We start from the raw sequence: 20,731 nt of genomic DNA, 5'->3' as shown, positions 1-20,731 counted from the left end.
ACTGAGGACGTGATCACATGCCGTCTGACGCGATGCGCGACGCCCACGCCGCTGAGCCGTTGACGAAGGCGGATTTCGAGGCGCTGGCCCGCTTCCGTTTCGGCCTCCGCCGGTACCTGCGCTTCAGCGAGCAGGCCGTTCGCACGCACGGACTGACCCCGCAGCAGTATCAGTTACTGCTGGCCTTGAAGGGGTTCCCCGGCCGCGAATGGGCCACGATGAGCGAACTGGCCGATCGCCTGCAATTGCGCCATCACAGCGTCGGCGAACTGGTGACCCGGGCCCAGGCACAGAACCTCGTGACCAGGGCATCACACCCGACGGACGCCAGGGTGGTCCGGGTGCAGTTGACGCGGCACGGCGAGCGGGCGTTGGCCCAGCTGAGCGCACTCCACCGTGACGAGCTTCGACGCATGGGCACCGCCCTCGCCGTACCGGACTGGAGTGAGCCCGCCGACGACGTCGGCACGGCCCGCCACACGGTGCGGGTTCGCAGAATCTACGACCAGGCCGACGCCGGCGACGGCACCCGGGTCCTGGTGGATCGGGTGTGGCCGCGCGGGATCCGGAAGGAAGCAGCCGCTGTCGACGAGTGGGCCAGGGACGTTGCACCGTCCACCGAGCTCCGGAAGTGGTACGGGCACGTGCCGGAGAAGTTCGCGCAGTTCGAGGCGCGCTACCGCGATGAGCTGGCTACCCAGGCCGGCCGAGCCGCGCTGGAGCACCTGCGCACCCTGGCAGAACGCGATGACCTGACCTTGGTGACGGCGACCAGGGACGTGGACCACAGCCAGGCGACGGTTCTGGCCCGACTGCTGAATGAGCCGCGTTGACCTTTCCGAGAGCTGGGCAGCTCGCCGGACTACTCCCCGGGTCGTTTCCTGATCTGCAGGCCTGGCCGACGGCGATGGACGGTCAGGTACGACAGGCCCTCGCCGCCGGCGATGAGGCTGCGGGTCGAACCGCGGGGCAGCCAGACGACATTGCCGTCAGCAAGCATCTGCTCTCCGTCGGGCGTACTGGCGATGCCGCCACCGGCGACGACGACGAGTACGACGTCGAGGTCCGGCTCGGTATGGGTGTCCACGCGATGACCGGCAGGTAGGTGGATGAGATTCGCGTCGAGCTGGCGTCCTGGCTCGGCAAGAGCCCATCGGGCACCGGACGGCACGGACGAATCGCCGACGAGTTGATGCACGTCGGCGAGGACCTGGAGCCGCGGCTGCTCTGCCGGTACGCCGGTGGCGTCGACAGAGCGAGCCCCAGGGCGGTCAGGCATCTGCGGCGACCCGGCCGATGCGGACCCGCCACTCCTCCGGACCGGCTTGCAGATAGTCCCAGCTGAAGCGACCGGAGAATCTCGACTCGAACTCCCGGCGCAGCGGCTTGGGGTCGTGGCTGTTGACCAGGACGAAGGACTCGCCGGGCGCCAGCCGCGCGTAGCGGGCGAAGACCCGCGGATGGCGTCCACCGCGCGCGATCTGCCGGACATCGATGACCGCCTGCGGATCTGCGACAACGAGCGATGGATCGACGTCGGCAAGCTCAGCAATGGCGGGCAACACCGACTCTTCGATCCGCAGGTAGAGATCCAGTGCTCCGGCGATCATCGTGGCGATCCGGAACGCTTCGCTCGGACTGGCGACAGCCAGGTCGTTGATCTGCTGGTTGAGCACCGCGCTGCCGACGCGAAGGGCGTCCGCCAGTTGTCGCGTCTCGGCAACCCTCGACGCCGGGGCATACAGGTCGCGATCGGTGCCGGCCAGATAGCCGCGCAGCTCGTGACGACAGAAGTCGACCAGCTCCGCGGTCAGCCGCGGCTCCGAGTCCGTCGTCAGCTCGGCCAGCCGTTGTCGCAATTGCTGGTGGGCCTCCCGCACCGCTGCCCGGGCGATGACCGCCGGACCCGTCTCGGTCGCCTGGATGAAGATCTCCGCAGCCGGCATGGTGCCACTCTCCTCGACATCGCTGTTTTCAATAATTATTACATGTGCTATTTGTATTAATTACAAGCCTCTGTGAGGGAGTTCGCTGTGACCTACGTGATCGCGCTGCCGTGTGTAGACCTCAAGGACCGCGCCTGCGTCGAGGAGTGCCCGGTCGACTGCATCTACGAAGGTGGGCGATCGCTGTACATCCATCCCGAGGAGTGCGTCGACTGCGGCGCCTGCGAACCGGTGTGCCCGGTCGAGGCGATCTTCTATGAAGACGATCTGCCCGAGCAGTGGAAGGAGTACCAGACCGCCAACGCGGGATTCTTCGATGATCTCGGCTCTCCCGGCGGCGCCTCGAAGCTGGGCGTGATCGCACACGACCACCCCCTCGTTGCGGCGCTTCCGCCGCAGGAGCAGGCAAGCTGACCTCCATGACCAGGACTGACCAGGCGTCCGGCGACCAGCCGCGCCGACAGGCATTGCTCGAAGCCCTCCGAAGCTCTGGGGCACCGTTGGGTGTCACCGAACTCGCTGAACGGCTCGGCATCCACCCCAATACGGTCCGGTTCCACCTTGACGCGCTCGTAGCGGAGGGACTGGTCGACCGCCGGCTCGAGGAGCCGACCGGTCGGGGCCGGCCCCGCACCGTGCACACACCACATCCAGGAATGGACCGCGGAGGTCGGCGTCAGTACCAGTTGCTGGCCAAGATCCTGCTCGGTCAGCTGTCCACAGCACCCGATGCCGGCGCCGCGGCTGAGACCGCCGGCCGCAACTGGGGTGGCTATCTCGTCGAGCAGATCCCCCCGCCCCGTCAGCCTGACATCGCCGAGGCCACCCAGCGACTGAACGCGATGATGACCGACCTGGGATTCGCTCCGGAACCCGACGGCGAGCCGGCCGGGCGCATCAGACTGCGGCACTGCCCCTTCCTGGAACTCGCGGAGGAGTACTCCACCACGTTGTGTCCGCTGCATCTGGGACTGATGCGAGGCGCACTTGCCGAGATCCACGCACCGATCGAGGCGACACGATTGGAACCGTTCGCCGAGCCCGACGCCTGCATCGTGCACCTCTCCCCCAGCCGCCGACCGAACGTGGGTACCCGCCCGCATCAACGCGAGCAGAGGAGCACCTGATGTACCTGACCAGGGTCGGCACCACGCCCCCAGTGCCGGGCGCGCATCCCCGCAGGTCCGACGATCGAAGTCCCGGTCGGCGCCGAGACCTCTGACAAGATCGCCAGGTACCGACCGGATCCTGGCCGGTCGGCACGCACCCCGCTCGAGCGTGCATCTGTACTACCGTCGGTCTCGAAGCAGGCAAGGTACTCACACTGGCGGCACTCGGAACCTACCTCCTCGCGGTGTGATCCGCCGCTAGACCACGACGTGTGCGGCCAAGGGAACCGACACGTCCGCGAGCTGGTCCGGATCGACCCGGTGCCGGCCGCGGATCAGTTCCTCGACAGGCCCGATCCCGTCGTCCCACAAGTTGACCTGCATCCCTGCCACGACCCGGTCGCCGGCCAGCCAGAACGCGTGAAATGCGTGCCCGGCGATATCGCCGCGGGTGACGAGGCGGTCGTACCCGTCCGGCCCGAGCCAGCCGGTGAACTCCATCCCGACGTCGTACTGGTCGGTGAAGAAGTACGGAAGCTTGTCGTACGCGACCCGCTGGCCAAGCATTGCCCGGGCCGCGACGGGTGCACCGTGCAACGCATTGGCCCAGTGTTCGCTCCGAATGTGCCCGCCATAGAAGGGACGATACGAGTTCGCGACATCGCCCACGGCGTAGATGTCGGAGTCCTGGGTGCACAGCATCTCGTCGACGACGATTCCGTTGTCGCAGCTCAGCCCAGCCCGCTCCGCAAGCTCGGTGTTCGGCACCGCGCCAATCCCCACGATGACCGCATCGGCCCCGAACTCACTGCCGTCCTGGGTCCGGACTCCACGTACGTGGCCCGTTCCCCACAGCTCGGTGACACCCTGACTCAGCCGCAGATCGACACCGTGGCGCAGGTGCAGCCCAGCGAAAAACGCGCCCATCTCACGTCCGAGGGCCGCGCGCAGCGGTTCCCGCTGCGGATCGATCACGGTCACATCACAGCCGGACTCACGGGCCGCAGCGGCCGTCTCCAGGCCGATCCAGCCGCCGCCCACGACGACGATGCGGCCACCGGTGCGGATCGTCTCACGCAACCGGTCGGAATCCTCGACCCGGCGCAGGTAGTGCACCCCCTCGAGATCGGCGCCCGGCACCTGAAGGCGGCGGGGAGACGAGCCTGTTGCCAACAACAACTTCGCGTAGCCGATCCGCTCGCCGGTATCGAGCTCCACCTGGCGGTTGGGGCGGTTCAGTGAAGTCACGCGCCGGCCGAGCAGCAGTTCCACCGAATGTTCGGCGTACCAGGACTCCTCGTGGACAAAGATCTTCGCTCGCTCATCGGTGCCCAGCAGATAGCCCTTCGACAGCGGCGGCCGCTCGTACGGCAGGTCGGTCTCGTCACCGATCAGGACGATCCGTCCGGTGAAACCCTGCTCCCGCAGCGCCTGAGCCGCTGTCGCTCCGGCCAGGCTCGCCCCGACGATGACGTAGGTGGGTTCGTTGCTCATGATGACCTTTCCACTCCCGCTAGGAGCTGTGCCGTGCCGGGGCGTACCTGACCGCGAGGCGGGCCAGCGCGAGCATGGCCCTCCATCTCTCTAAAGATGAGATGTTTTGACTTTAGAAGCGAACGAGGTTTTCGTCAACGAGAGTTAGCTTTAGAGTCGGTGTGTGGACGACAAAGCGGCCCGGATCTCAGCTGTCGCAACGTTGGACGAGCCAACGCGGCGGCGCCTGTACGACCACGTCGTACGCCAGACTGCCGCGGTGACTCGGGACGAAGCGGCGACCGCGCTCGAGCTGCCCCGCGCCACCGCGGCGTTCCATCTCGACCGGCTCGCCGCCGAGGGCTTGCTCGATGTGGTGTACGAGCGCCGGACCGGCCGATCGGGCCCGGGTGCGGGCCGGCCGTCGAAGCTCTACTGTCGATCGGAGCGGCAGGTCGAGGTGTCCCTGCCCGAGCATCGCTACCGCCTCGCGGGAGACCTGCTGGCGGCGGCTATCCAGGACGCCGAGACCAGCGGAGAACCCCCGCGAACTGCCCTTGAGCGGCGCGCCCGGCTACTCGGCAACGAACTCGCCGCCGGTGCCCCGAGTCCCACCCGCGCGGAAGCTGACTCCGACGCCGTGATGCGCATCCTCGAAGAGCAAGGCTTCGAGCCTCGCGTCGAGGGCAACGCGATCGTGCCTGGCAACCGCCCCTTCCAGACGCTCGCCCAGGACCACACCGACCTGGTCTGCCAGATGAACCTCTGCCTGCTCGACGGGCTCCTGGAAGGGCTCAACGCCAGGCAGTTGCGGGCCGAGCTCAAGCCCGGACCAGGCCACAGCTGTGTACGCATCGAGCCGACTTCCGAGTGGCTCACGTCGCGTCTTCTTCCTCGGCCTTGCTGTCGGTGGTCTCGTCGAGATGCCCTACGCCACCACCGTCCTCACCTGCATTCAGAAGGTTGTCGTTGCCGGCCCGGTTGTCCGGGTACTCCGCCAGCGCGACCAGCGGATGATGCTTGTCGAACGCCGGGCTGTCGGAGCGGATGCGTGGCAGCTTCTCGAAGTTGTGGCGGGGTGGCGGGCAACTGGTCGCCCACTCCAGCGAGCGGCCCCAGCCCCATGGGTCGTCGACGCCGACCGGCGGTGTCTTGCGCGATTTGTGGATGTTGTAGAGGAACGGCAGGGTCGAGGCGCCGAGGATGAAGGCGCCGACGCTGGACACCTGGTTGAGGGTGGTGAAGCCCTCGTTGGCGCCGTACGACGCGTAGCGCCGCGGCATGCCCTCGACGCCCAGCCAGTGCTGCACCAGGAACGTGGTGTGGAAACCCACGAACAGCAGCCAGAAGTGCAGCTTGCCCAACCGCTCGTCCAACATCCGCCCGGTGAACTTCGGCCACCAGAAATAGAACCCGGCGAACATCGCGAACACCACCGTGCCGAACACGACGTAGTGGAAGTGCGCAACGACGAAATAGGTGTCGGTGACCTGGAAGTCCAATGTCGGTGAGGCCAGAATGACGCCGGTCAGGCCACCGAAGAGGAACGTGGTCATGAACCCGAGCGACCACAGCATCGGCGTCTCGAACGAGACCGAGCCGCCCCAGATCGTGCCGATCCAGTTGAAGAACTTCACACCGGTCGGGACCGCGATCAAAAACGACATGAACGAGAAGAACGGCAGGCTGACCGCACCAGTGGCGAACATGTGGTGCGCCCACACTGCCATCGACAACGCGGCGATGGCCAGCGTGGCACCGACCAGACCGAGGTAGCCGAACACGGATTTGCGGCTGAAGACCGGCAGGATCTCGGTCACGATGCCGAAGAACGGCAGCGCGATGATGTACACCTCTGGATGCCCGAAGAACCAGAACAGGTGTTGCCAAAGGATCGGTCCACCGTTCGCGGCATCGAACACATGGGCGCCTAGGGCCCGATCCGCCTCCAGCATCAGCAGCGCGCCGGCCAGGATCGGGAACGCGACGAGCACCATCATCGACGTGATGAATGTGTTCCAGGTGAAGATCGGCATCCGGAACATCGTCATGCCGGGTGCGCGCATGGTGATGATCGTGGTGATGAAGTTGACCGCACCGAGGATCGTGCCCAGGCCCGCTATCCACAGGCCCATGATCCACAGGTCCCCGCCGATGCCCGGCGAACGGACCGCGTTCGACAGCGGCGCGTAGCCGGTCCAGCCGAAGCTCGCCGCGCCGCCCGGGGTGAAGAAGCCGCTGAATGCGATGAGTCCGCCGAACAGGAACAGCCAGTAGCTGAACATGTTCAGCCGTGGGAACGCGACGTCCGGGGCGCCGATCTGGATCGGCATGATCACGTTGGCGAAGCCGACGAACAGCGGCGTCACGAACAGCAGCAGCATGATCGTGCCGTGCATGGTGAAGAGCTGGTTGTAGACCTCTTCGTTCACGATCTGCAGGCCCGGCTTGGCCAGCTCGGCGCGAATGATCAATGCCATCACGCCGCCGATCAGGAAGAACGCGAACGACGTGACCAGGTACATGTGCCCGATCACCTTGTGATCGGTGGTCGTGAGGATCCTCACCAATGCACGGCCCAGCGGACGGCGAGGTAATGCCGCGCCTTCGCCAGACCCCTCCCTGGCCGTCACTGACCAGGGACGGTCCTGGTGGGCACCGACATGTGTCAACTGCTCCTGGATCGGGTCGCCGTCACCGGTCTGCGTGGTTCCCACCGGCCGGCTCACCAGTTCGCCGGCGGGTCGCTGGCGGGAAACGAGTCCTCGCCCCACACCTCGACGATGTCGCGCGGCGGCCCCGACGGCGAGGTCGGTCGGACCGTACCTGTACGCCGGGCCCGCAGGACGGGATACGCCGATCCCTCGGACAGTTGGCATCGTGGGCAGAGGCTGACCGCCGGGACGGCACGCAGCACGTCCTCCGGGATCACGCGCCCACAGCGTTGGCAATTCCCGAAGCGGCCGATCGCGAGCCGGAAGAGCGCGGCGTCGACATCTGCCAGGGCGGCTCTGGCCGCTCTCATCAGCGTCGCCGTCACCTCACTCAGGGCATCGTCGGAGACTGCCAGCGCGTCGTACGCAAGGTGAGTCACCTGATCGAGACGAAATCGCCGCTGCTGCTCCAGCTCGTGGCGATACCACTGCAGGTCGACGGGGGCCGCCTCATACGGTGCCCCTGTTGGTCTCACCTGATCCAGGTCGGTCATCGAAACCTCCTTGTCGGCACGGATCGCGGAGCCGCGATACCCGCGTCTCCATGTCCGGACGGTTCCAACGATGCCGACTCGCCCGTGGGCGGAACATGTACCCGATCGGCGAACGCCGCGCTCGATCGTTGCCGTGTATCGGCAATCTCAAGGACCGGGCTACTGGGGCACTCCTGCGCGACACGCATGACCTTGGTTTCTATCGCAGTACGACATAGTTTCTGAGTAGAGCCTTGGTCGTGACGGTGCCTCGGACGGAGTGCGGCTAGCGAGAGAGCTGGGTCTCCCTCGGTGCACCGTCCGGCAGGGTTCGATGAATCCAGCCGTGCGCGCTAGCCAGGCGGTGGCCAAGGCTCGTGCTGCGACCTGTCGGTGGTCGATCGGCTAACGGGGACGCGGGATTGTTTGGCCAATGCTTCCTCTTTGAGCCGGTACTCGCGTGCGGCAACTCGGATCGTCGTGATGACAACCGTCACCCCGAGCAGCCGGCGCCGCGCAACCTGGCTTCGGCGACCGCCTATTCGAGCGCCTGCTGAGCGGTCTCACTTCCGTCGATACCGACAACGATCTTGTCCAGGTCATTCCTCCTCAGAAGATGTTCGTGCGCGGTCCGCGTTCTTCTTGGCCGAGGCACGCTCCTGCGCCCGGTACGCGAGCCCGATACCTCCGGCGAAGATCACGGGCACTGCCACCGCGACGACGATCAGCAGTGCCAGCTCGAGGGCACCGAACGACATCGTGTTCATGCTTGCTCCTCCATTTCCGATACATATGATGTAGCGTAATTGCTAGCACTTCCATTCCCGGCAGACTGGACCCCATGCCCCAGACCACGAGCAATCGCGGCCGGCCCCGGCTCGAGTCGACGGACGAGCGCATCTTCCAGGCGGCGCGCGAACTGCTCCGCCTGAAGGGACCGGCCGCGGTGAACATCGATTCCGTCGCGGCCCGCTCCGGTGTCGCCCGGACGACGATCTACCGCCGTTACCGCAGCCGGGACGAGATGCTGCACGCGATCCTGGAGCACCTCATCGACCCGGGGCCTCTGGCGCCCGATCTTCCAGTCGACGAGAAGTTGCGATGGGTCATGGACCAGGTCAGCGACATCCTGGAGAACCGGCTCGGACCGGGCGCGACCGCCGCGATCATCGCCGACAGCGACCCCGAGTTCACGACGGCCGTCAGGTCACGACTGGCCGGCCGATTGAGCTCGCTCGCCGACCTGATGAACGTCGACATCAAGGCTAGACGCCTGCAGCCGACGACCGATCCCGACACGGTCCTCGGCGTTCTCGTCGGCGCCTACCTCGCAGAGGTCCTCAGATTCGGCTCGCCGCGCAAAGGCTGGATGGACCGCGCCGTAGCCCTTCTGGCTCCAGCGGTCGTCAACAACTGAGCCACGGGGCCTGCCACTCAAGAACGCCTGGCCGCGCCAGACCTCCGGCTTGTCCCGGTACGCTCGCGCAGCGACGCGGACCATCAGGAACACCACGGTCGCGCCGAGGAGCAGCACGAGGATTGCTTCACAGTCCAGCCCGAGGGTGCAGGCAGCCATCGAGATCGAGCCGGCGGTATGTCCGTCGACCAGCAGATCCAACGGCTCGTCGTCAGCCGACACCCCGAAACTCGCCAGGCCTCGGTGTAGCGGTTCGTCTGCAGCGCGTTCATCGGGTTGCCATGGCCGAGGAAAGCAACGAGCCTCCTGGTCTGATCCACGGTCATCTCCCGATTCGAGTCCAGCTCGATCTGACGCCGGTCGCAGCCGATCGGGAATAAGTTCCCGAAGCTTTTCGCTACAGCCTATGTATCGAAAAGCTTCGGAGCGAGGGCGCCCCGGGGCACGGATGCCTTCCCGCGAGTGGGATGGCCGGACCGCAACGGATCGTGGAGGACCTCATGGTTGACAGTTCGACTCAGCAGCGCGGCTCTATCGGCAGCGTGACCCAGCTCGGCATTCCCGACGAGGTGGACGTGGCAATCGTCGGCTCGGGCGGGGCCGGGCTGATGGCGGCCCTCACTGCCGCGAAAGAGGGGGCTCGAGTCATCGTTGTGGAGTCCCGGGAACTCGTCGGTGGCGCCACCGGTATTTCGGCCGGCGCGGCGTGGATCCCCAACCATGGCTTCTCCACCGCGGACCTCAAGGTGACCGACGACCTGGACCAGGCCCGGCGCTACATCTACGGCGAGGGCCGAGACAAGATTCTTGATCACGACCTGGTGGAGCAGTTCCTGCACACCGGCCCTGAGGTCGCCCGGTTCATCGAAGAGCACACCTCCTTCGGGTGGATCCCGACGATCTGGCCGGACTACCGTTCCGACATCGACGGCGCTTCCGTCGGGCGGGCACTCTTTCCCGGCCCCTACTCCCCCGCCGGACTCGGCGACGCCGCGAAGTACGTACGACCGGCCCTGACGACGGGCATGGCGAAGAACCCGCTCCCCTTCTGGTTATTGGGTGGCATCGGCATCAAGGACGTCTGGCTCGCCGGCCCGGCGTTGGTAGGAGCCTTGCTCGAGGCCGGCCTGCGTCATGGAGTCGACGTACGCGTCGAGGCGCCCGCGGTCCGGCTCATCACGGACGGACCGGCCGTGCAGGGCGTCGTGATCCGGTCCGACGGTGTCGAGCACCCAGTGCGCGCCACCAGGGGCGTCATCCTGGCCAGCGGCGGGTTCGAGAGTTCGCCCGATGTCACCACGACCTACCTCGGCGCGCCCCTCGGCGTACAAGTTTCTCCCGAAGGCCACGACGGCATCGCGGTGCAACTGGCTCAGGAAGTGGGCGCCGATCTGACCGGCGTGGAGGACGCGTGGTGGATGCCCGGCGTCCAGCTGCCCGGTGAGGAACTGGAGGGTCGCCCGCTCAGTCGAGTGTTCCTGGGTGAGCGTGCGCTGCCGCACAGCATCATGGTCAACAGCAAGGGTGAGCGCTTCGCGAACGAAGCCCTTCCGTACGACCAACTCGGCAAGATCATGCGCGAGGTCGACAGCGAGACCGGGACCATGCCGAACGCCACCGCCTGGCTGATCTTCGACCAGACCTACTGGACGAAATTCGGGATCTTCGGCGTCCCACCTGGCGGAGACGTGCCCGACTATCTCTACCGGGCCGATACCCTCTCGGAACTCGCGGCCGAGATCGGCGTCGACGAGGTGGGGCTGCTTCGCACGGTCGACCGCTTCAATCCCGAGGCCGCTCACGCTCGGGACCCGCAGTTCAACCGCGGCGACACGGTGTTCGACCGCTACTTCGGCGCCTTCTATCCCAGGCTGGGTAAGTATTCGCCGGACGTACGGTTCCCCGCCGCCACCGCGAAGGTACGGACGCGCATCGCCGCGGCGATCGGGCCGATCGTCAGCAAGCTCGCCGGCCGAGTGGCGAAGAAGGACGATCCCGACCGCGTGCGTTCGATCCTGGTGGGGCCGCTGGCGAGGATCATCCGGCCCGTGCTGAACAGCCCGAAATCGAGCGTGCTGGGCCCGGTGGACACCGCGCCGTACTACGCGCTCGAAGTCGAGGCCAGCGCGCTCGGCACCGTAGGCGGTCCGAAGACGGACGCACTCGGGCGCGCGCTGGACACGGATGGAAGGGTCATTCCTGGCCTGTATGCCGCCGGCAACGCAGGCGGCGCACCCACGAAGGGCTTTTACGGAGGCGCCGGAGGCACCATCTCACTGGGCCTCGTCTTCGGCCACCTCGCCGGGCGAGATGCCGCTCGTCGACCGCACGTCGAGCTTGCCAAGGGGGTCTGACGAAATGATTGATCTACTACCGCCGCAAGTATCCGCAGGCGATCTCGACGCCGGCACACCGACGCCGTCGCAGAAGACGGTGCTGGTGCCGCAGGAACGCGCGTCCCGGGACATCGTCGAAGTTTGGGGCGTCGACTCGTTTCCAGCCAGCGATCCGCCGGCGAACTGGTGAGCGTCGGCCGGTCATCGGCGCGGCTCGTCGATAACCGGCCGGCCAAGCGGGCTGACGAGGTTCTTGGTGTGGCGGCTGTTGCCGGAGTCCAGGCCAGGGTTCCGACGATTGTCAGCTCGCGACGCTGCCAGTCGTCGTACCTCACCGTGGGCTGCTGCAGCGGATAGCCGAGCGACGTACCGCAGCAGCAACTCGCTCGAGGTGAGCGACGTGCCGTCGAACTCGGGGATGTGCCCGTCACGATCGAGGCCGTAGTTGCACGTGTCGATGACCGTCGTCCCCGCCGGCGGCGCGGCGGGGACGTCGGGAAACGCCGCGACCGGCACCGTGACCACGACGATGTCACCGGCCGCCGCGGCTTCCTCGCGCGTCGCCGCGGACACCCGCGGCCCCAACTCCGCGACCGTGTCCGCGACCGTCTCGGGACCGCGCGAGTTGCTGAGCACGACCTGGCGGCCGGCCTCGACGGCAAGCCGCGCGATGGCTCCGGTTGCCATGAGGTCCCTGGCCTCAGATGGCGGGGACGTCGGTCGACGGGAAGTAGTGACCGTTGTCCAGATCGACAAGCAGGCCGGGCTGAGCGGGTTCCCAGCCGAGGGTCCGTCGGGTGATGGCGTTGGACGCCGGGTAGTTCTGCGTGATGACGTTCGTGAGGAACCCGAAGTAGCCCGGCAGCATCAGTTCGTCCAGGGGTACGCTCACGACGGGCAGGCTCAGGCGGCTGCCGATGGCCTCGGCGATCTCGCGGACCGGAATGCCCCCGTCCTCCACAGCGTGCCAGTACTTGCCGGCCGGGCCTTTCTCCAGCGCCAGACGGAACAAGGAGGCGAGGTCGCGGACGTGTACGGCGTTCCACAGGTTCGTGCCGTCTCCGGGGTAGCCGGCGAAGCCCTTGTCCTTCGCGAGCGCGATCAGTGTGGGCAGGAAGCCGGCACGATCAGTCGTGTCGTGCGCGATATTGGCAATCCGCACGATCGACGACCGCACTCCCCGCTCGGCGAGCCCGATGACGGCGGTTTCCACGACGTTGCGCGCCCGCAGGGTGCCCTTGTGCTCATCGCCGACAGGAAGGGCTGGGTCGTCCTCGGTGGCCGGCCGGCCCAACAACTGCCCGGGCGAGCCGATGCTCCCCGCCGCGACCAGCGGCTTCCCGGTTCCCGCGAGCGCCTCGCCGTACGCGAGCATGATCGGGAGCTCCGCGGCGGCCACCGCGTCGATCCCGCCGGACGGAAGCAGGTCTTGCCGGTGCGCGACGTGGATGACGCCGTCGGAATCCGCCGCCGCCGCCTTGAGCCCGTCGAGGTCCTGGAGGTCGCCGCGGCGCACCTTCGCGCCAAGCGCGGACAGCACCCTGGCGGCCGTGTCCGACCGGGCCAGGCCGGTGACCTGGTGCCCGGCGGCGACGAGCTCGGGGATGATGTGCGAACCGGAATGGCCGGTCCCGCCAGTGACGAAGACGTGCACGTTTGCTCCTTGTCAGTGATGCGGCGTGAGTGATGTGGCGGTGCGGAGTGCGCTCAGCCGGGGAAGTCGACGCTCAGGGCGACGTCGAAGGTCCCCGCGCCGTTGCGGGCCAGGCCCATCAGCAGTGGCCCGACCCCTTCCAGCCAGCGAGCCATCTCGAGGCCGCCGACATCGAGGGGACGCAGTCCGAGGCTCTCGATGAACGCCGACACGCTCGCCTTGGCCTGCAGGTCATCTCCGGCGAAGAGCACGTCCAGCGGACGATCCTTGACCAAGACGTGGCCGAAGACCGTGTTGAACGCCTTCACGACGTGCGCGCTCGCCGGGGCCGCCTTGGCGATCTCTTGCGCACCGGACGTGCCATCAGGGACGACCAGCGCGGTGGCATCGGCGTTGAAGGTGTTGGAGATGTCGATGATGACCTTGCCGGCCAGGGCATCCCCGTAGTGGGCGACGACCGGCACCGCGCTGGTGTACGGCACGGCCAGGACGACGATGTCGCCGGCGGGTACGGTGCCGAATGTGCCCACCGTGGCCTCGACGCCGAGTTCGGCAGCCAGGCCCTTGGCGTTGGCCGGGTCGCGGCCGATGAGTTCGATCGAGTGGCCGCCCGTGACCGCGCGTGCGGCGATGGCGTGGGCCATGCCACCCACTCCGATGAAACTGATGCTGCTCATGGTGAGTGCTCTCTTCCTTCAATGGTCGTGTCTTCGGTGGTCACAGCCGACCGGTACGCGCGATCACCTGGCCTGCGAAGTCGAGCAACTGGTCAAGACTGGTGAACATTGCGAAGGCATCGAAGTACGCCTCATCAACACCCGAGTCGGCGTACCGCTTCAGCTGGTCCGCGACCGAGTCGACGGACGCGCCCGGCTCGAGGTTGATCCGCATGGCCGTCTTCAGTGCGTCGGGATCGCGGCCGGCGTCCTCCGCCGCTCGACGCGCGATCGACCACAGGCGGCCGGCACCCTCGTCCTGACTGCTGACCGACGCGGCGGGCGCCGGCCCTTCGCCCCCGAGCTAGCCGAGGTCCTCGAGGCCGCGGACGAAAGCGCTCACGGCGGAGGCGTCACCAACGGAGGGCCCGACAAGGGGAATCATGAAACCGAGTTGCATTGCGATGCGCCTCCGCAGGCGAAGTTTTTCGCCACTGTTGATTTCCGACGTCTGCGAGTTGGTGGCGGTCCATCAACCGTCAGAGCGCACGGCGCTCTGTTCACCGAATTCTCAGCCCGGGAGGTCAGCCCGTGAATTCGTTGACACCCAGGGCGAAATTCCCGTGGCCGACGCCATTGCCCGCCAGGCCTACCGTGAGCACACCCGCTCCTTCCAGCCAGTGCGCCATTTTCAGGCCGCCGACGTCCAACGGGCGCAGTCCGAGGCTCTCGATGAACGCCGCCACGTCCTCCTTGGCCTGCGGGTTGTCGCCGGCGAAGAAAACGTCAGGCCGGCCCTCCTCCAGGACGCTACGGAAGATGGTGTTGAAGGCCTTGAACACCATGGCACTTGCCGGAGCGATCTTGGCGACCTCCTCCGCGATCGAGGTCGGCTCACTGTGGGCCAGTCCGTCGAACGTGGCGTTGAAGGGGTTGCTGATGTCGACGATGATCTTGCCCGCGAGGGCGTCTCCATACTCGGCGACGGCCGAAACAACACCGGCGTACAGCACGGCGTGATGACGATGTCCCCGGCCGGGACGGCACCCCACTTACCTGCCGTGGTGCCGCCGCCCAGAACCTTGGCCAGGGCATCGGCCTTGGACTGATCGCGCGCCATGATTTCGACGGTGTTGCCGCCCGCCAGCGCGCGAGTGCCGATGGTACGGGCCATGTTCCCCGCACCGATGACCGTGATGCTGCTCATGAGCTGCACTCTCTTCCTTGCTCAGGGCGCCTGTTCTCCAGGCGCCGCTCGGACTCGTTCGTGTGTGGTTCAGATGGCGGTGGTGCCGCCGTCGGCGACCAGTTCCAGGCCGTTGACGTAGCTGGAGTCGTCGGAGGCAAGGAAGAGGGCGATGCTGGCGATCTCCTCGGGACGACCCATCGTTCCGCGGGGGATGAGGGACTCGAATGCGGCCCTTGTTGCCTCGTCGAACAGCTCTTCCTGCTTGGCCGTGCCGACCTGGCCGGGAGTCAGGACGTTCACGCGGATCTTGCGGTCCCGCAGCTCGTTGAGCCAGACGCGGGCCCAGGCCTGCTGGACGGCTTTGCTTCCCGCGTAGAGACTCCAGCCCGGGAACGCGCCAAGAGACGCGTTGGAACCGGTCATGAAGATCGAGCCGTGGTCGTTGACCAACGGCAGCGCCTTCTGCACGGTGAACAGGGTGCCGCGCGCGTTGAGCGAGAAGGAGCGTTCGAACTGTTCCTCGGTGATTTCGCCGAGTACGGCGGGTTCACCCACCCCGGCGCTGGCCCACAGCACGTCGATCGAGCCCTTCTCCCGCTGCACGGTGTCGAACAAGCGGTCCAGGTCGTCCAGATCGGCGGCGTCACCCTGGACGGCGGTGACGTTGCGGCCGATCAGCTTCACGGCGTCGTCCAGCGCTTCCTGCCGCCGGGCCTGGATGAAGACATACGCTCCTTCCTCGACGAACAGCTTGGCCCCGGCCAATGCCAAGCCGGTGGATCCACCGGTGACCACCGCGACCTTGCCATCGAGCTTTCCCACGGTCACTCCTCTGAATTGATGAATTTCCGAAACGGAAACGGAGAGGCCCAATTCTTGACGTGCTCATCTTGACGCCGGACCCCTGCTATCAAATACCGCTCCCGAATTCTTGTACCGATTTCTCCCCGCCCTTGAACAATGCCACTGGCCTGAGCGAGTGTCCAAGACCTGTTTCGGTCGTGGTGATACCCTCGAGGCATTGCCGGACCGGGAGGCCCCATGGATTTGGACCTGCGGAAGCTGCGCTACTTCGTCGCCGTCGCCGAGCGGCTTCACTTCGGCCGCGCCGCCGACGAGCTGCACATCGCGCAGCCCGCGCTCAGCCGGCAGATCCGCGCGCTGGAACAGGATCTCGGCGCGTCCCTGTTCACCAGGGACAGCCACGGCGTCACGCTGACCGACGCGGGCCGACAGTTGCTGGACGACGCCGGTCCGCTGCTCGCGTCCGCGCACGCGGTCCGGCGCCGGGTGTCCGTCGCAGGACGCGGCGGCCAGCGGCTGGTGGTCGGCTTTCGGGCCGGCATCCCGGTCATCCCGGCGGCGCGGGTGTTCGAGGCCCAGCATCCGGACGTAGTCGTGGACGTGCAACGAATGGAGTGGGACGACCAGGCCCCGATGCTGCTCGACGGCCGCGTCGACGTCGGCTATGTGCGGCTGCCCATCGAGGAGGCCGGCCTGCGCCTGACGCCGCTCTACACCGAACCCCTCATGGTGGCGCTGCCCACCGATCACCGACTGGCCGGCAAGGATGAGGTCACCGAGGCCGACCTGGCCGGCGAGCCGCTGATCTGGCATGCCGACGCGAGCACGCAGCCCACCAGGCGCCCGCACCCCGACTCCGGGCTCCGGGTGCGCGGGGTGGAGGAGAAGCTTGAGCACGTCGCGGCCGGCCGTGGCATCTCGTTCGTGGGGCGTTCGGAGACCGTGTTCTTCTCACGCCCGGACATCAGCTACGTGCTCGTCGCGGACCTGGCGCCCGACCAGGTATTCGTCGCGATGGCGGCGTCGCGCACCTCGCCGCTGGCCGCCAACTTCTTCGCCGCGGCTCAGGCCACCGCTGAGATCACCGCAGAATGCGGGAACTATGAAATGTGGCAGCTTGCGAACGACACCGCTTCAAAGCGCGGTTGAGCAGCTGGCTGACAACAGCCGGATCCCCACCTCCAGTACCCGCATGCCCGGTGATCCGGCCTGATGCAACATTCTGGCTTGGCTTGTTGACCGCGTCTCAGCCGGGCACTGGTCGCACGCGGTGACGTGATCGAGCCGGCGCTGCCCATGTAGAACGACGTCGGCCGAGAAGGATCGGTGACCAGTTGGAGATGCATCGTTGCCAGCGCCCACTGAGCGTCGCGCCCATCGGTCTGATCGACTTGTAGCGCAACCTCTTCGATGCACCTCTTAGCATCTGAGCCAGTGTAAGAGGACGGCGATCGATGAGAACTCACACACGCCTCCCAGTCGGCCCCCCCCCCCCCCGACGAGGTCTTCCACCTCGTCGCCCTCACCATCGTCGTCTCGATCCTGGCCCACTCCTCCACCGACATCGTCGTAGCCCGCACGTTCGAACACGCTGACCTCACTCCCAGCAAGACCTAGCGCACCCCACGGAATCCCCGCCGGCAGGCCGGCGACGTCGGCTGCCGTAGGTGTCTTGTATGACCCCGGCGCCGCACGTAAATTCGGAAGCGATCCGTTGGCCGCGGCCGGCATACGTTGTTCCGCAGGGGTCACGGACAGGCGCTGGGGGAAGACGCTCTGAGAGCGCCAAGACGCTCGCGCTGCGGGCATCGCTGCTTCGTCATGCCGTCAGTTGAGTCGCAAACCACTTGCTCCTGAGACGAAATGACAGATTCGCAGGAAGCGGGGTTGCGCCGCACACCGGCAGGCGACGCGTGGGGGTTCTTGTTGGGGGTGAGTGCGATGGAGGATCGCACGCGTTCGGTGTTGCCGATGAGTCGGCGCATGTTCATCAAGGCAGTGGGTGGCACCGCGGTTGGGTTCGCGCTGTACACCTACCTGCCCGGGGGTGGGATCCGGGCCATGGCCCAGATCCCGGGAGGCACGTTAAGTCCGGCTGACGTGCCGAAGTACCGGAGCGCACTGCTGATACCGCCAGTGATGCCGCGCGCCGGCACGCTGACCTCACCAGGCGGCAAGCCGGTGGATTACTACGAGATCTCGATGAGGCAGATCTCCCAGCAGATACTGCCGGCGCCGTTGCCGAGCACGATCGTTTGGGGGTACGGCGCGGTCAAGGCCGCGAGCAGTCGTGGCCTGCTGATCCATCACGCGCCGTCGCTGACGATCGAGGCGAGCGTGAACCGGCCGGTGCGGGTGAAGTGGATCAACGACCTCGTCGACGCTGCCGGCAACTTCCTGCCGCATCTGTTGCCGGTCGATCCGACGCTGCATTGGGCGAACCCGCCGGGCGGTGTCGCGGACAGGGACAGCCGGCCGGACTTCACCGGTCAGCCGACGCCAGGCAGGTACACAGGCCCGGTTCCGACTGTGACGCATGTGCACGGTGCGGTCGGGGTGGCCGACGACAGCGACGGGTACGCCGAGGCGTGGTACCTGCCCGCCGCGGCCGACGTCGGGGGCTTCGCGAAGACCGGTACCTGGTACGAATTCTTCGCCGGCAAGGCGAAGTCCAGCTACGGAGTCACCTGGGGCCCGGGCTTCGCGACCTTCCAGTACCCGAACCTGAACCGAGCCTCGACGATTTGGTACCACGACCACACGCTCGGCATGACGAGACTGAACGTGTACGCCGGACCGGCGGGGTTCTTCATCCTTCGCGGCGGTCCGGCCGGCGACAAGACGGTGCTGGACAGCCGGACCGGTACGGTCGCGGTGCTCCCGGGGCCGGCGCCGATCGAGGGCGACAAGTTCCCGTCCAACAAGACCTACTACGAGATCCCGATCGCGATCCAGGATCGCGCGTTCAACACCGACGGTTCGCTGTTCTATCCAGACACTCGCAGGTTCTTCGACGAGCTGGTCGACCCGTACATCCCCGACGGTCCCTTCTCACCGATCTGGAACCCCGAGTTCTTCGGCAACATGATCATGGTCAACGGCAACACCTGGCCGTTCCAGACCGTCGAGAAGCGGCGCTACCGGTTCAGGTTCCTCAACGGCTGTCAGTCGCGGTTCCTGATCCTCGACTTCAGCCAGATTCCTGGTGTCGAGGTGTGGGCGATCGGCAACGAGGGCGGCTTCCTGGCCGCGCCGGTGAACCTGACCGCTACCAACAACAACCAACTGCTGATGGCATTGGCCGAGCGTGCCGACCTGATCGTCGACTTCACCAACGTTCCGGCCGGCAACTACATGCTCGGCAACGTAGGGCCCGACGAGCCGTACGGCGGCGGTCTCTCCGGCGCCGACTTCGAGCCCGCCGATCCGGACTCGACCGGGCAGGTTCTGCAGTTCCGCGTCGTGCCGGCGGCCGCACCTGACCCCACCACGCCGCCGCGGTTCCTGCGGCTACCGTCCATCACACGTCTGCCGACGGCCACCGTCACGCGGCAACTGGCGCTGATCGAGGAGGCCGACGTCGGCCTGAACGAGGCCGAGGAGGAGGTCGAAGGACCCGTCGAGGCACTACTCGGGATCGTCCAGAGCGGCTTCACGGTGAAGAAGCTGTGGATGGATGACGTGACCGAGAACCCGGCCCTCGGCGCCACCGAGATCTGGGAGATCTACAACACCACCGCCGACGCACACCCCATGCACATCCACGAAGTCGCCTTCGAGGTCGTGAACCGCCAAGACATCCTGTCCGACGACGACACCGGCGCCGTCCAGATCGCTCCAGGATCCGTACCACTCCCGCCGGAATCCTGGGAGACCGGCGTGAAGGACACCGTCACCGCCCTGCCCGGCCAGGTCACCAGGCTGCGGCTCCGATTCACCACACCCGGACAGTTCGTGTGGCACTGCCACATCGTCGAGCACGAAGACAACGAGATGATGCGCCCCTACCGCATCGGCCCGCCACAACCCGGCCAGCCCGACTGACCGCGCCGCGCCCAACGACCGTGCGGCGCGGTCGTTGGGCAAGCGGCAGGGACCGGTTTCGGATTTCAGGACATGTCGAGGTCGCGTCTTTCGAATCTGGTGCTTGCGGCAACTGTCAGAGCTGCGGCGATGGCGGCCGGCACGACGAGCGGCGGTGCTTGGATGCAACAGTCGGGCGAATCGACTCCGACATCTACTGCGCCGCTCTGTCGACTCCGGCGACGGCGCGGTCGATGCTCTCGGCCTCCACCTGGCGCAACAGGTCTCGATCACACGCCTCGACACTGGAAATCAGATCTTTTCAACTGGAGCAACCTCGCGGTCCTCTGCTTCAAGGACACCGATGCGTAGCCCCATCTGTGGACAAGCGCCGTACGCCGGTGCACGCTGTAGTCAGGTCGAGGTCATGGCTCTGGCGGGAGGGGATGGAGCGATGAGCACGGACAATTCCGGTCGGTCGTTCGCCGAATACCTCAAGGACGCGCCGCCGGCACAGGATGCGTCGGCGAAGATCGTCCTGACCGGCGAAGTACGGCGATCGACGGACGACAGCAAGTTCGTCTTCAGGTCCCCGGAGTCGGGGACCGCCGAGCTGGACGTCGAAGCAGTCCTCGAGTTCGAGCCGCTGGACGGCGGCCTGACCCGGATCACCCTGGACGCCACGCGGCTGCGCGACGCCGCCGCACGCCGGGCGCGTACGTCCGGCGCGGTGCCCTTCGTGATGGCGACTCCGCACCGCGCGTCGGCGGCTTCGATCCGGGCCCAACTCCGGAAGGCCGAGCTGAGCGCCGCGATCCTCGACGTGGAGACGGCGTTCATCAAGGACGTGTGGGGAGACGGCGACACGGATGAGTTCTTCGACGCGCCGATCGACCAAACGCTCCCCTTCTGAGCCGAGCTGCGGGCCGGCCGCGGC

22 protein-coding genes and 3 pseudogenes are annotated in these 20,731 nt (G+C 66.7%); 11 read left to right on the top strand and 14 right to left on the bottom strand.

Annotated features, from left to right (window positions below; genetic code table 11):
* Window positions 1-17 precede the first annotated feature (17 nt).
* Window positions 18-833 carry a DUF488 family protein gene (locus tag AB0I12_RS05150; RefSeq protein WP_359924751.1) on the top strand — a complete coding sequence of 272 codons (816 nt, stop codon included), beginning with the start codon at window positions 18-20 and terminating at the stop codon, window positions 831-833.
* A 29-nt stretch (window positions 834-862) separates the two neighbouring features.
* On the opposite strand, the gene AB0I12_RS05145 is transcribed toward AB0I12_RS05150, so the two are convergent.
* Window positions 863-1,279: a hypothetical protein gene (locus tag AB0I12_RS05145; RefSeq protein ID WP_359924748.1), complete on the bottom strand. Its 417-nt coding sequence runs from the start codon at window positions 1,277-1,279 to the stop codon at window positions 863-865.
* Window positions 1,272-1,946 (bottom strand): DUF2249 domain-containing protein, encoded by a 675-nt coding sequence (locus AB0I12_RS05140; protein ID WP_359924746.1) that lies wholly within the window; start codon window positions 1,944-1,946, stop codon window positions 1,272-1,274. Before AB0I12_RS05140 ends, AB0I12_RS05145 begins: the two co-directional genes overlap by 8 nt.
* 87 nt (window positions 1,947-2,033) lie before the next feature.
* Between AB0I12_RS05140 and fdxA the strand changes: the two genes are divergently transcribed.
* From fdxA to AB0I12_RS05125, 3 genes and pseudogenes are all read left to right on the top strand, one after another.
* A complete protein-coding gene (gene fdxA / locus AB0I12_RS05135) occupies window positions 2,034-2,360 on the top strand; it encodes a ferredoxin (RefSeq protein ID WP_359924744.1) in 327 nt (108 codons plus the stop codon).
* A gap of 5 nt (window positions 2,361-2,365) precedes the next feature.
* Window positions 2,366-2,530, top strand: a pseudogene (locus tag AB0I12_RS05130) (helix-turn-helix domain-containing protein); the annotation flags it as partial.
* Window positions 2,531-2,632: 102 nt separating this feature from the next.
* Window positions 2,633-3,073, top strand: a complete 441-nt coding sequence (locus tag AB0I12_RS05125; protein WP_359925149.1) for a hypothetical protein — start codon at window positions 2,633-2,635, stop codon at window positions 3,071-3,073.
* Between the two features lie 240 nt (window positions 3,074-3,313).
* Here AB0I12_RS05125 and AB0I12_RS05120 read toward each other — a convergent pair whose 3' ends face one another.
* Window positions 3,314-4,549 carry an FAD-dependent oxidoreductase gene (locus AB0I12_RS05120; protein ID WP_359924741.1) on the bottom strand — a complete coding sequence of 412 codons (1,236 nt, stop codon included), beginning with the start codon at window positions 4,547-4,549 and terminating at the stop codon, window positions 3,314-3,316.
* A 163-nt stretch (window positions 4,550-4,712) separates the two neighbouring features.
* Here AB0I12_RS05120 and AB0I12_RS05115 point away from each other — a divergent pair.
* A pseudogene (locus AB0I12_RS05115) lies at window positions 4,713-4,847 on the top strand (transcriptional regulator); the annotation flags it as partial.
* 255 nt (window positions 4,848-5,102) lie between these two features.
* On the opposite strand, the gene AB0I12_RS05110 reads toward AB0I12_RS05115, so the two are convergent.
* The 4 genes from AB0I12_RS05110 to AB0I12_RS05095 form a co-directional block, all read right to left on the bottom strand.
* Window positions 5,103-5,369 (bottom strand): hypothetical protein, encoded by a 267-nt coding sequence (locus AB0I12_RS05110; RefSeq protein ID WP_359925146.1) that lies wholly within the window; start codon window positions 5,367-5,369, stop codon window positions 5,103-5,105.
* Window positions 5,370-5,403: 34 nt separating this feature from the next.
* A complete protein-coding gene (gene ctaD / locus AB0I12_RS05105; RefSeq protein WP_359924738.1) occupies window positions 5,404-7,095 on the bottom strand; it encodes a cytochrome c oxidase subunit I in 1,692 nt (563 codons plus the stop codon).
* A 158-nt stretch (window positions 7,096-7,253) separates the two neighbouring features.
* Complete coding sequence (locus AB0I12_RS05100; protein WP_359924736.1) at window positions 7,254-7,736, bottom strand: hypothetical protein; 483 nt, start codon at window positions 7,734-7,736, stop codon at window positions 7,254-7,256.
* A 578-nt stretch (window positions 7,737-8,314) separates the two neighbouring features.
* Complete coding sequence (locus tag AB0I12_RS05095; protein WP_359924734.1) at window positions 8,315-8,482, bottom strand: hypothetical protein; 168 nt, start codon at window positions 8,480-8,482, stop codon at window positions 8,315-8,317.
* 74 nt (window positions 8,483-8,556) lie between these two features.
* On the opposite strand from AB0I12_RS05095, the gene AB0I12_RS05090 reads away from it, so the two are divergent.
* The 3 genes from AB0I12_RS05090 (at window position 8,557) to AB0I12_RS05080 (ending at window position 11,658) form a co-directional block, all read left to right on the top strand.
* Complete coding sequence (locus AB0I12_RS05090; protein WP_359924731.1) at window positions 8,557-9,132, top strand: helix-turn-helix domain-containing protein; 576 nt, start codon at window positions 8,557-8,559, stop codon at window positions 9,130-9,132.
* Window positions 9,133-9,632: 500 nt separating this feature from the next.
* Window positions 9,633-11,486, top strand: a complete 1,854-nt coding sequence (locus AB0I12_RS05085) for an FAD-dependent oxidoreductase (RefSeq protein WP_359924729.1) — start codon at window positions 9,633-9,635, stop codon at window positions 11,484-11,486.
* A 4-nt stretch (window positions 11,487-11,490) separates the two neighbouring features.
* Window positions 11,491-11,658: a hypothetical protein gene (locus AB0I12_RS05080; protein ID WP_359924726.1), complete on the top strand. Its 168-nt coding sequence runs from the start codon at window positions 11,491-11,493 to the stop codon at window positions 11,656-11,658.
* 11 nt (window positions 11,659-11,669) lie between these two features.
* Here AB0I12_RS05080 and AB0I12_RS05075 read toward each other — a convergent pair whose 3' ends face one another.
* The 7 genes and pseudogenes from AB0I12_RS05075 to AB0I12_RS05045 form a co-directional block, all read right to left on the bottom strand.
* Window positions 11,670-12,155 carry an NAD(P)-binding domain-containing protein gene (locus AB0I12_RS05075; protein ID WP_359924724.1) on the bottom strand — a complete coding sequence of 162 codons (486 nt, stop codon included), beginning with the start codon at window positions 12,153-12,155 and terminating at the stop codon, window positions 11,670-11,672.
* 13 nt (window positions 12,156-12,168) lie between these two features.
* Entirely contained in the window at window positions 12,169-13,122 is a 954-nt protein-coding gene (locus tag AB0I12_RS05070; protein WP_359924721.1) for an SDR family oxidoreductase, read from the bottom strand.
* Between the two features lie 53 nt (window positions 13,123-13,175).
* Complete coding sequence (locus tag AB0I12_RS05065; protein ID WP_359924718.1) at window positions 13,176-13,799, bottom strand: NAD(P)-binding domain-containing protein; 624 nt, start codon at window positions 13,797-13,799, stop codon at window positions 13,176-13,178.
* A gap of 40 nt (window positions 13,800-13,839) precedes the next feature.
* Entirely contained in the window at window positions 13,840-14,013 is a 174-nt protein-coding gene (locus AB0I12_RS05060; RefSeq protein ID WP_359924715.1) for a hypothetical protein, read from the bottom strand.
* A 349-nt stretch (window positions 14,014-14,362) separates the two neighbouring features.
* Window positions 14,363-14,791: a hypothetical protein gene (locus AB0I12_RS05055; RefSeq protein ID WP_359925143.1), complete on the bottom strand. Its 429-nt coding sequence runs from the start codon at window positions 14,789-14,791 to the stop codon at window positions 14,363-14,365.
* A gap of 62 nt (window positions 14,792-14,853) precedes the next feature.
* Window positions 14,854-14,952: pseudogene (locus AB0I12_RS05050) on the bottom strand (NADP oxidoreductase); the annotation flags it as partial.
* 102 nt (window positions 14,953-15,054) lie between these two features.
* Window positions 15,055-15,840, bottom strand: a complete 786-nt coding sequence (locus AB0I12_RS05045) for an SDR family oxidoreductase (protein ID WP_359924713.1) — start codon at window positions 15,838-15,840, stop codon at window positions 15,055-15,057.
* Window positions 15,841-16,008: 168 nt separating this feature from the next.
* On the opposite strand from AB0I12_RS05045, the gene AB0I12_RS05040 reads away from it, so the two are divergent.
* The 3 genes from AB0I12_RS05040 (at window position 16,009) to AB0I12_RS05030 (ending at window position 20,707) form a co-directional block, all read left to right on the top strand.
* Window positions 16,009-16,920, top strand: a complete 912-nt coding sequence (locus AB0I12_RS05040; RefSeq protein WP_359924710.1) for a LysR substrate-binding domain-containing protein — start codon at window positions 16,009-16,011, stop codon at window positions 16,918-16,920.
* Between the two features lie 822 nt (window positions 16,921-17,742).
* Window positions 17,743-19,815 (top strand): multicopper oxidase, encoded by a 2,073-nt coding sequence (locus AB0I12_RS05035; protein WP_359924708.1) that lies wholly within the window; start codon window positions 17,743-17,745, stop codon window positions 19,813-19,815.
* A 433-nt stretch (window positions 19,816-20,248) separates the two neighbouring features.
* Window positions 20,249-20,707 carry a hypothetical protein gene (locus tag AB0I12_RS05030; RefSeq protein WP_359924705.1) on the top strand — a complete coding sequence of 153 codons (459 nt, stop codon included), beginning with the start codon at window positions 20,249-20,251 and terminating at the stop codon, window positions 20,705-20,707.
* The last annotated feature ends 24 nt before the right edge of the window (window positions 20,708-20,731 follow it).

The organism is Kribbella sp. NPDC050459, from assembly GCF_040655315.1.
Classification (GTDB): domain Bacteria; phylum Actinomycetota; class Actinomycetes; order Propionibacteriales; family Kribbellaceae; genus Kribbella.
This window is presented reverse-complemented; position numbering and strand designations above follow the sequence as displayed.

Excerpts from the sequence above, each read along its gene's own strand:
- AB0I12_RS05150 (WP_359924751.1), top strand. The coding sequence starts at position 18 with ATGCCGTCTGACGCGATGCGCGACGCCCACGCCGCTGAGCCGTTGACG.
- AB0I12_RS05145 (WP_359924748.1), bottom strand. The coding sequence starts at position 1,279 with ATGCCTGACCGCCCTGGGGCTCGCTCTGTCGACGCCACCGGCGTACCG.
- AB0I12_RS05140 (WP_359924746.1), bottom strand. The coding sequence starts at position 1,946 with ATGCCGGCTGCGGAGATCTTCATCCAGGCGACCGAGACGGGTCCGGCG.
- AB0I12_RS05120 (WP_359924741.1), bottom strand. The coding sequence starts at position 4,549 with ATGAGCAACGAACCCACCTACGTCATCGTCGGGGCGAGCCTGGCCGGA.
- AB0I12_RS05100 (WP_359924736.1), bottom strand. The coding sequence starts at position 7,736 with ATGACCGACCTGGATCAGGTGAGACCAACAGGGGCACCGTATGAGGCG.
- AB0I12_RS05095 (WP_359924734.1), bottom strand. The coding sequence starts at position 8,482 with ATGAACACGATGTCGTTCGGTGCCCTCGAGCTGGCACTGCTGATCGTC.
- AB0I12_RS05090 (WP_359924731.1), top strand. The coding sequence starts at position 8,557 with ATGCCCCAGACCACGAGCAATCGCGGCCGGCCCCGGCTCGAGTCGACG.
- AB0I12_RS05085 (WP_359924729.1), top strand. The coding sequence starts at position 9,633 with ATGGTTGACAGTTCGACTCAGCAGCGCGGCTCTATCGGCAGCGTGACC.
- AB0I12_RS05080 (WP_359924726.1), top strand. The coding sequence starts at position 11,491 with ATGATTGATCTACTACCGCCGCAAGTATCCGCAGGCGATCTCGACGCC.
- AB0I12_RS05075 (WP_359924724.1), bottom strand. The coding sequence starts at position 12,155 with ATGGCAACCGGAGCCATCGCGCGGCTTGCCGTCGAGGCCGGCCGCCAG.
- AB0I12_RS05065 (WP_359924718.1), bottom strand. The coding sequence starts at position 13,799 with ATGAGCAGCATCAGTTTCATCGGAGTGGGTGGCATGGCCCACGCCATC.
- AB0I12_RS05060 (WP_359924715.1), bottom strand. The coding sequence starts at position 14,013 with ATGCGGATCAACCTCGAGCCGGGCGCGTCCGTCGACTCGGTCGCGGAC.
- AB0I12_RS05040 (WP_359924710.1), top strand. The coding sequence starts at position 16,009 with ATGGATTTGGACCTGCGGAAGCTGCGCTACTTCGTCGCCGTCGCCGAG.
- AB0I12_RS05035 (WP_359924708.1), top strand. The coding sequence starts at position 17,743 with ATGAGTCGGCGCATGTTCATCAAGGCAGTGGGTGGCACCGCGGTTGGG.
- AB0I12_RS05030 (WP_359924705.1), top strand. The coding sequence starts at position 20,249 with ATGAGCACGGACAATTCCGGTCGGTCGTTCGCCGAATACCTCAAGGAC.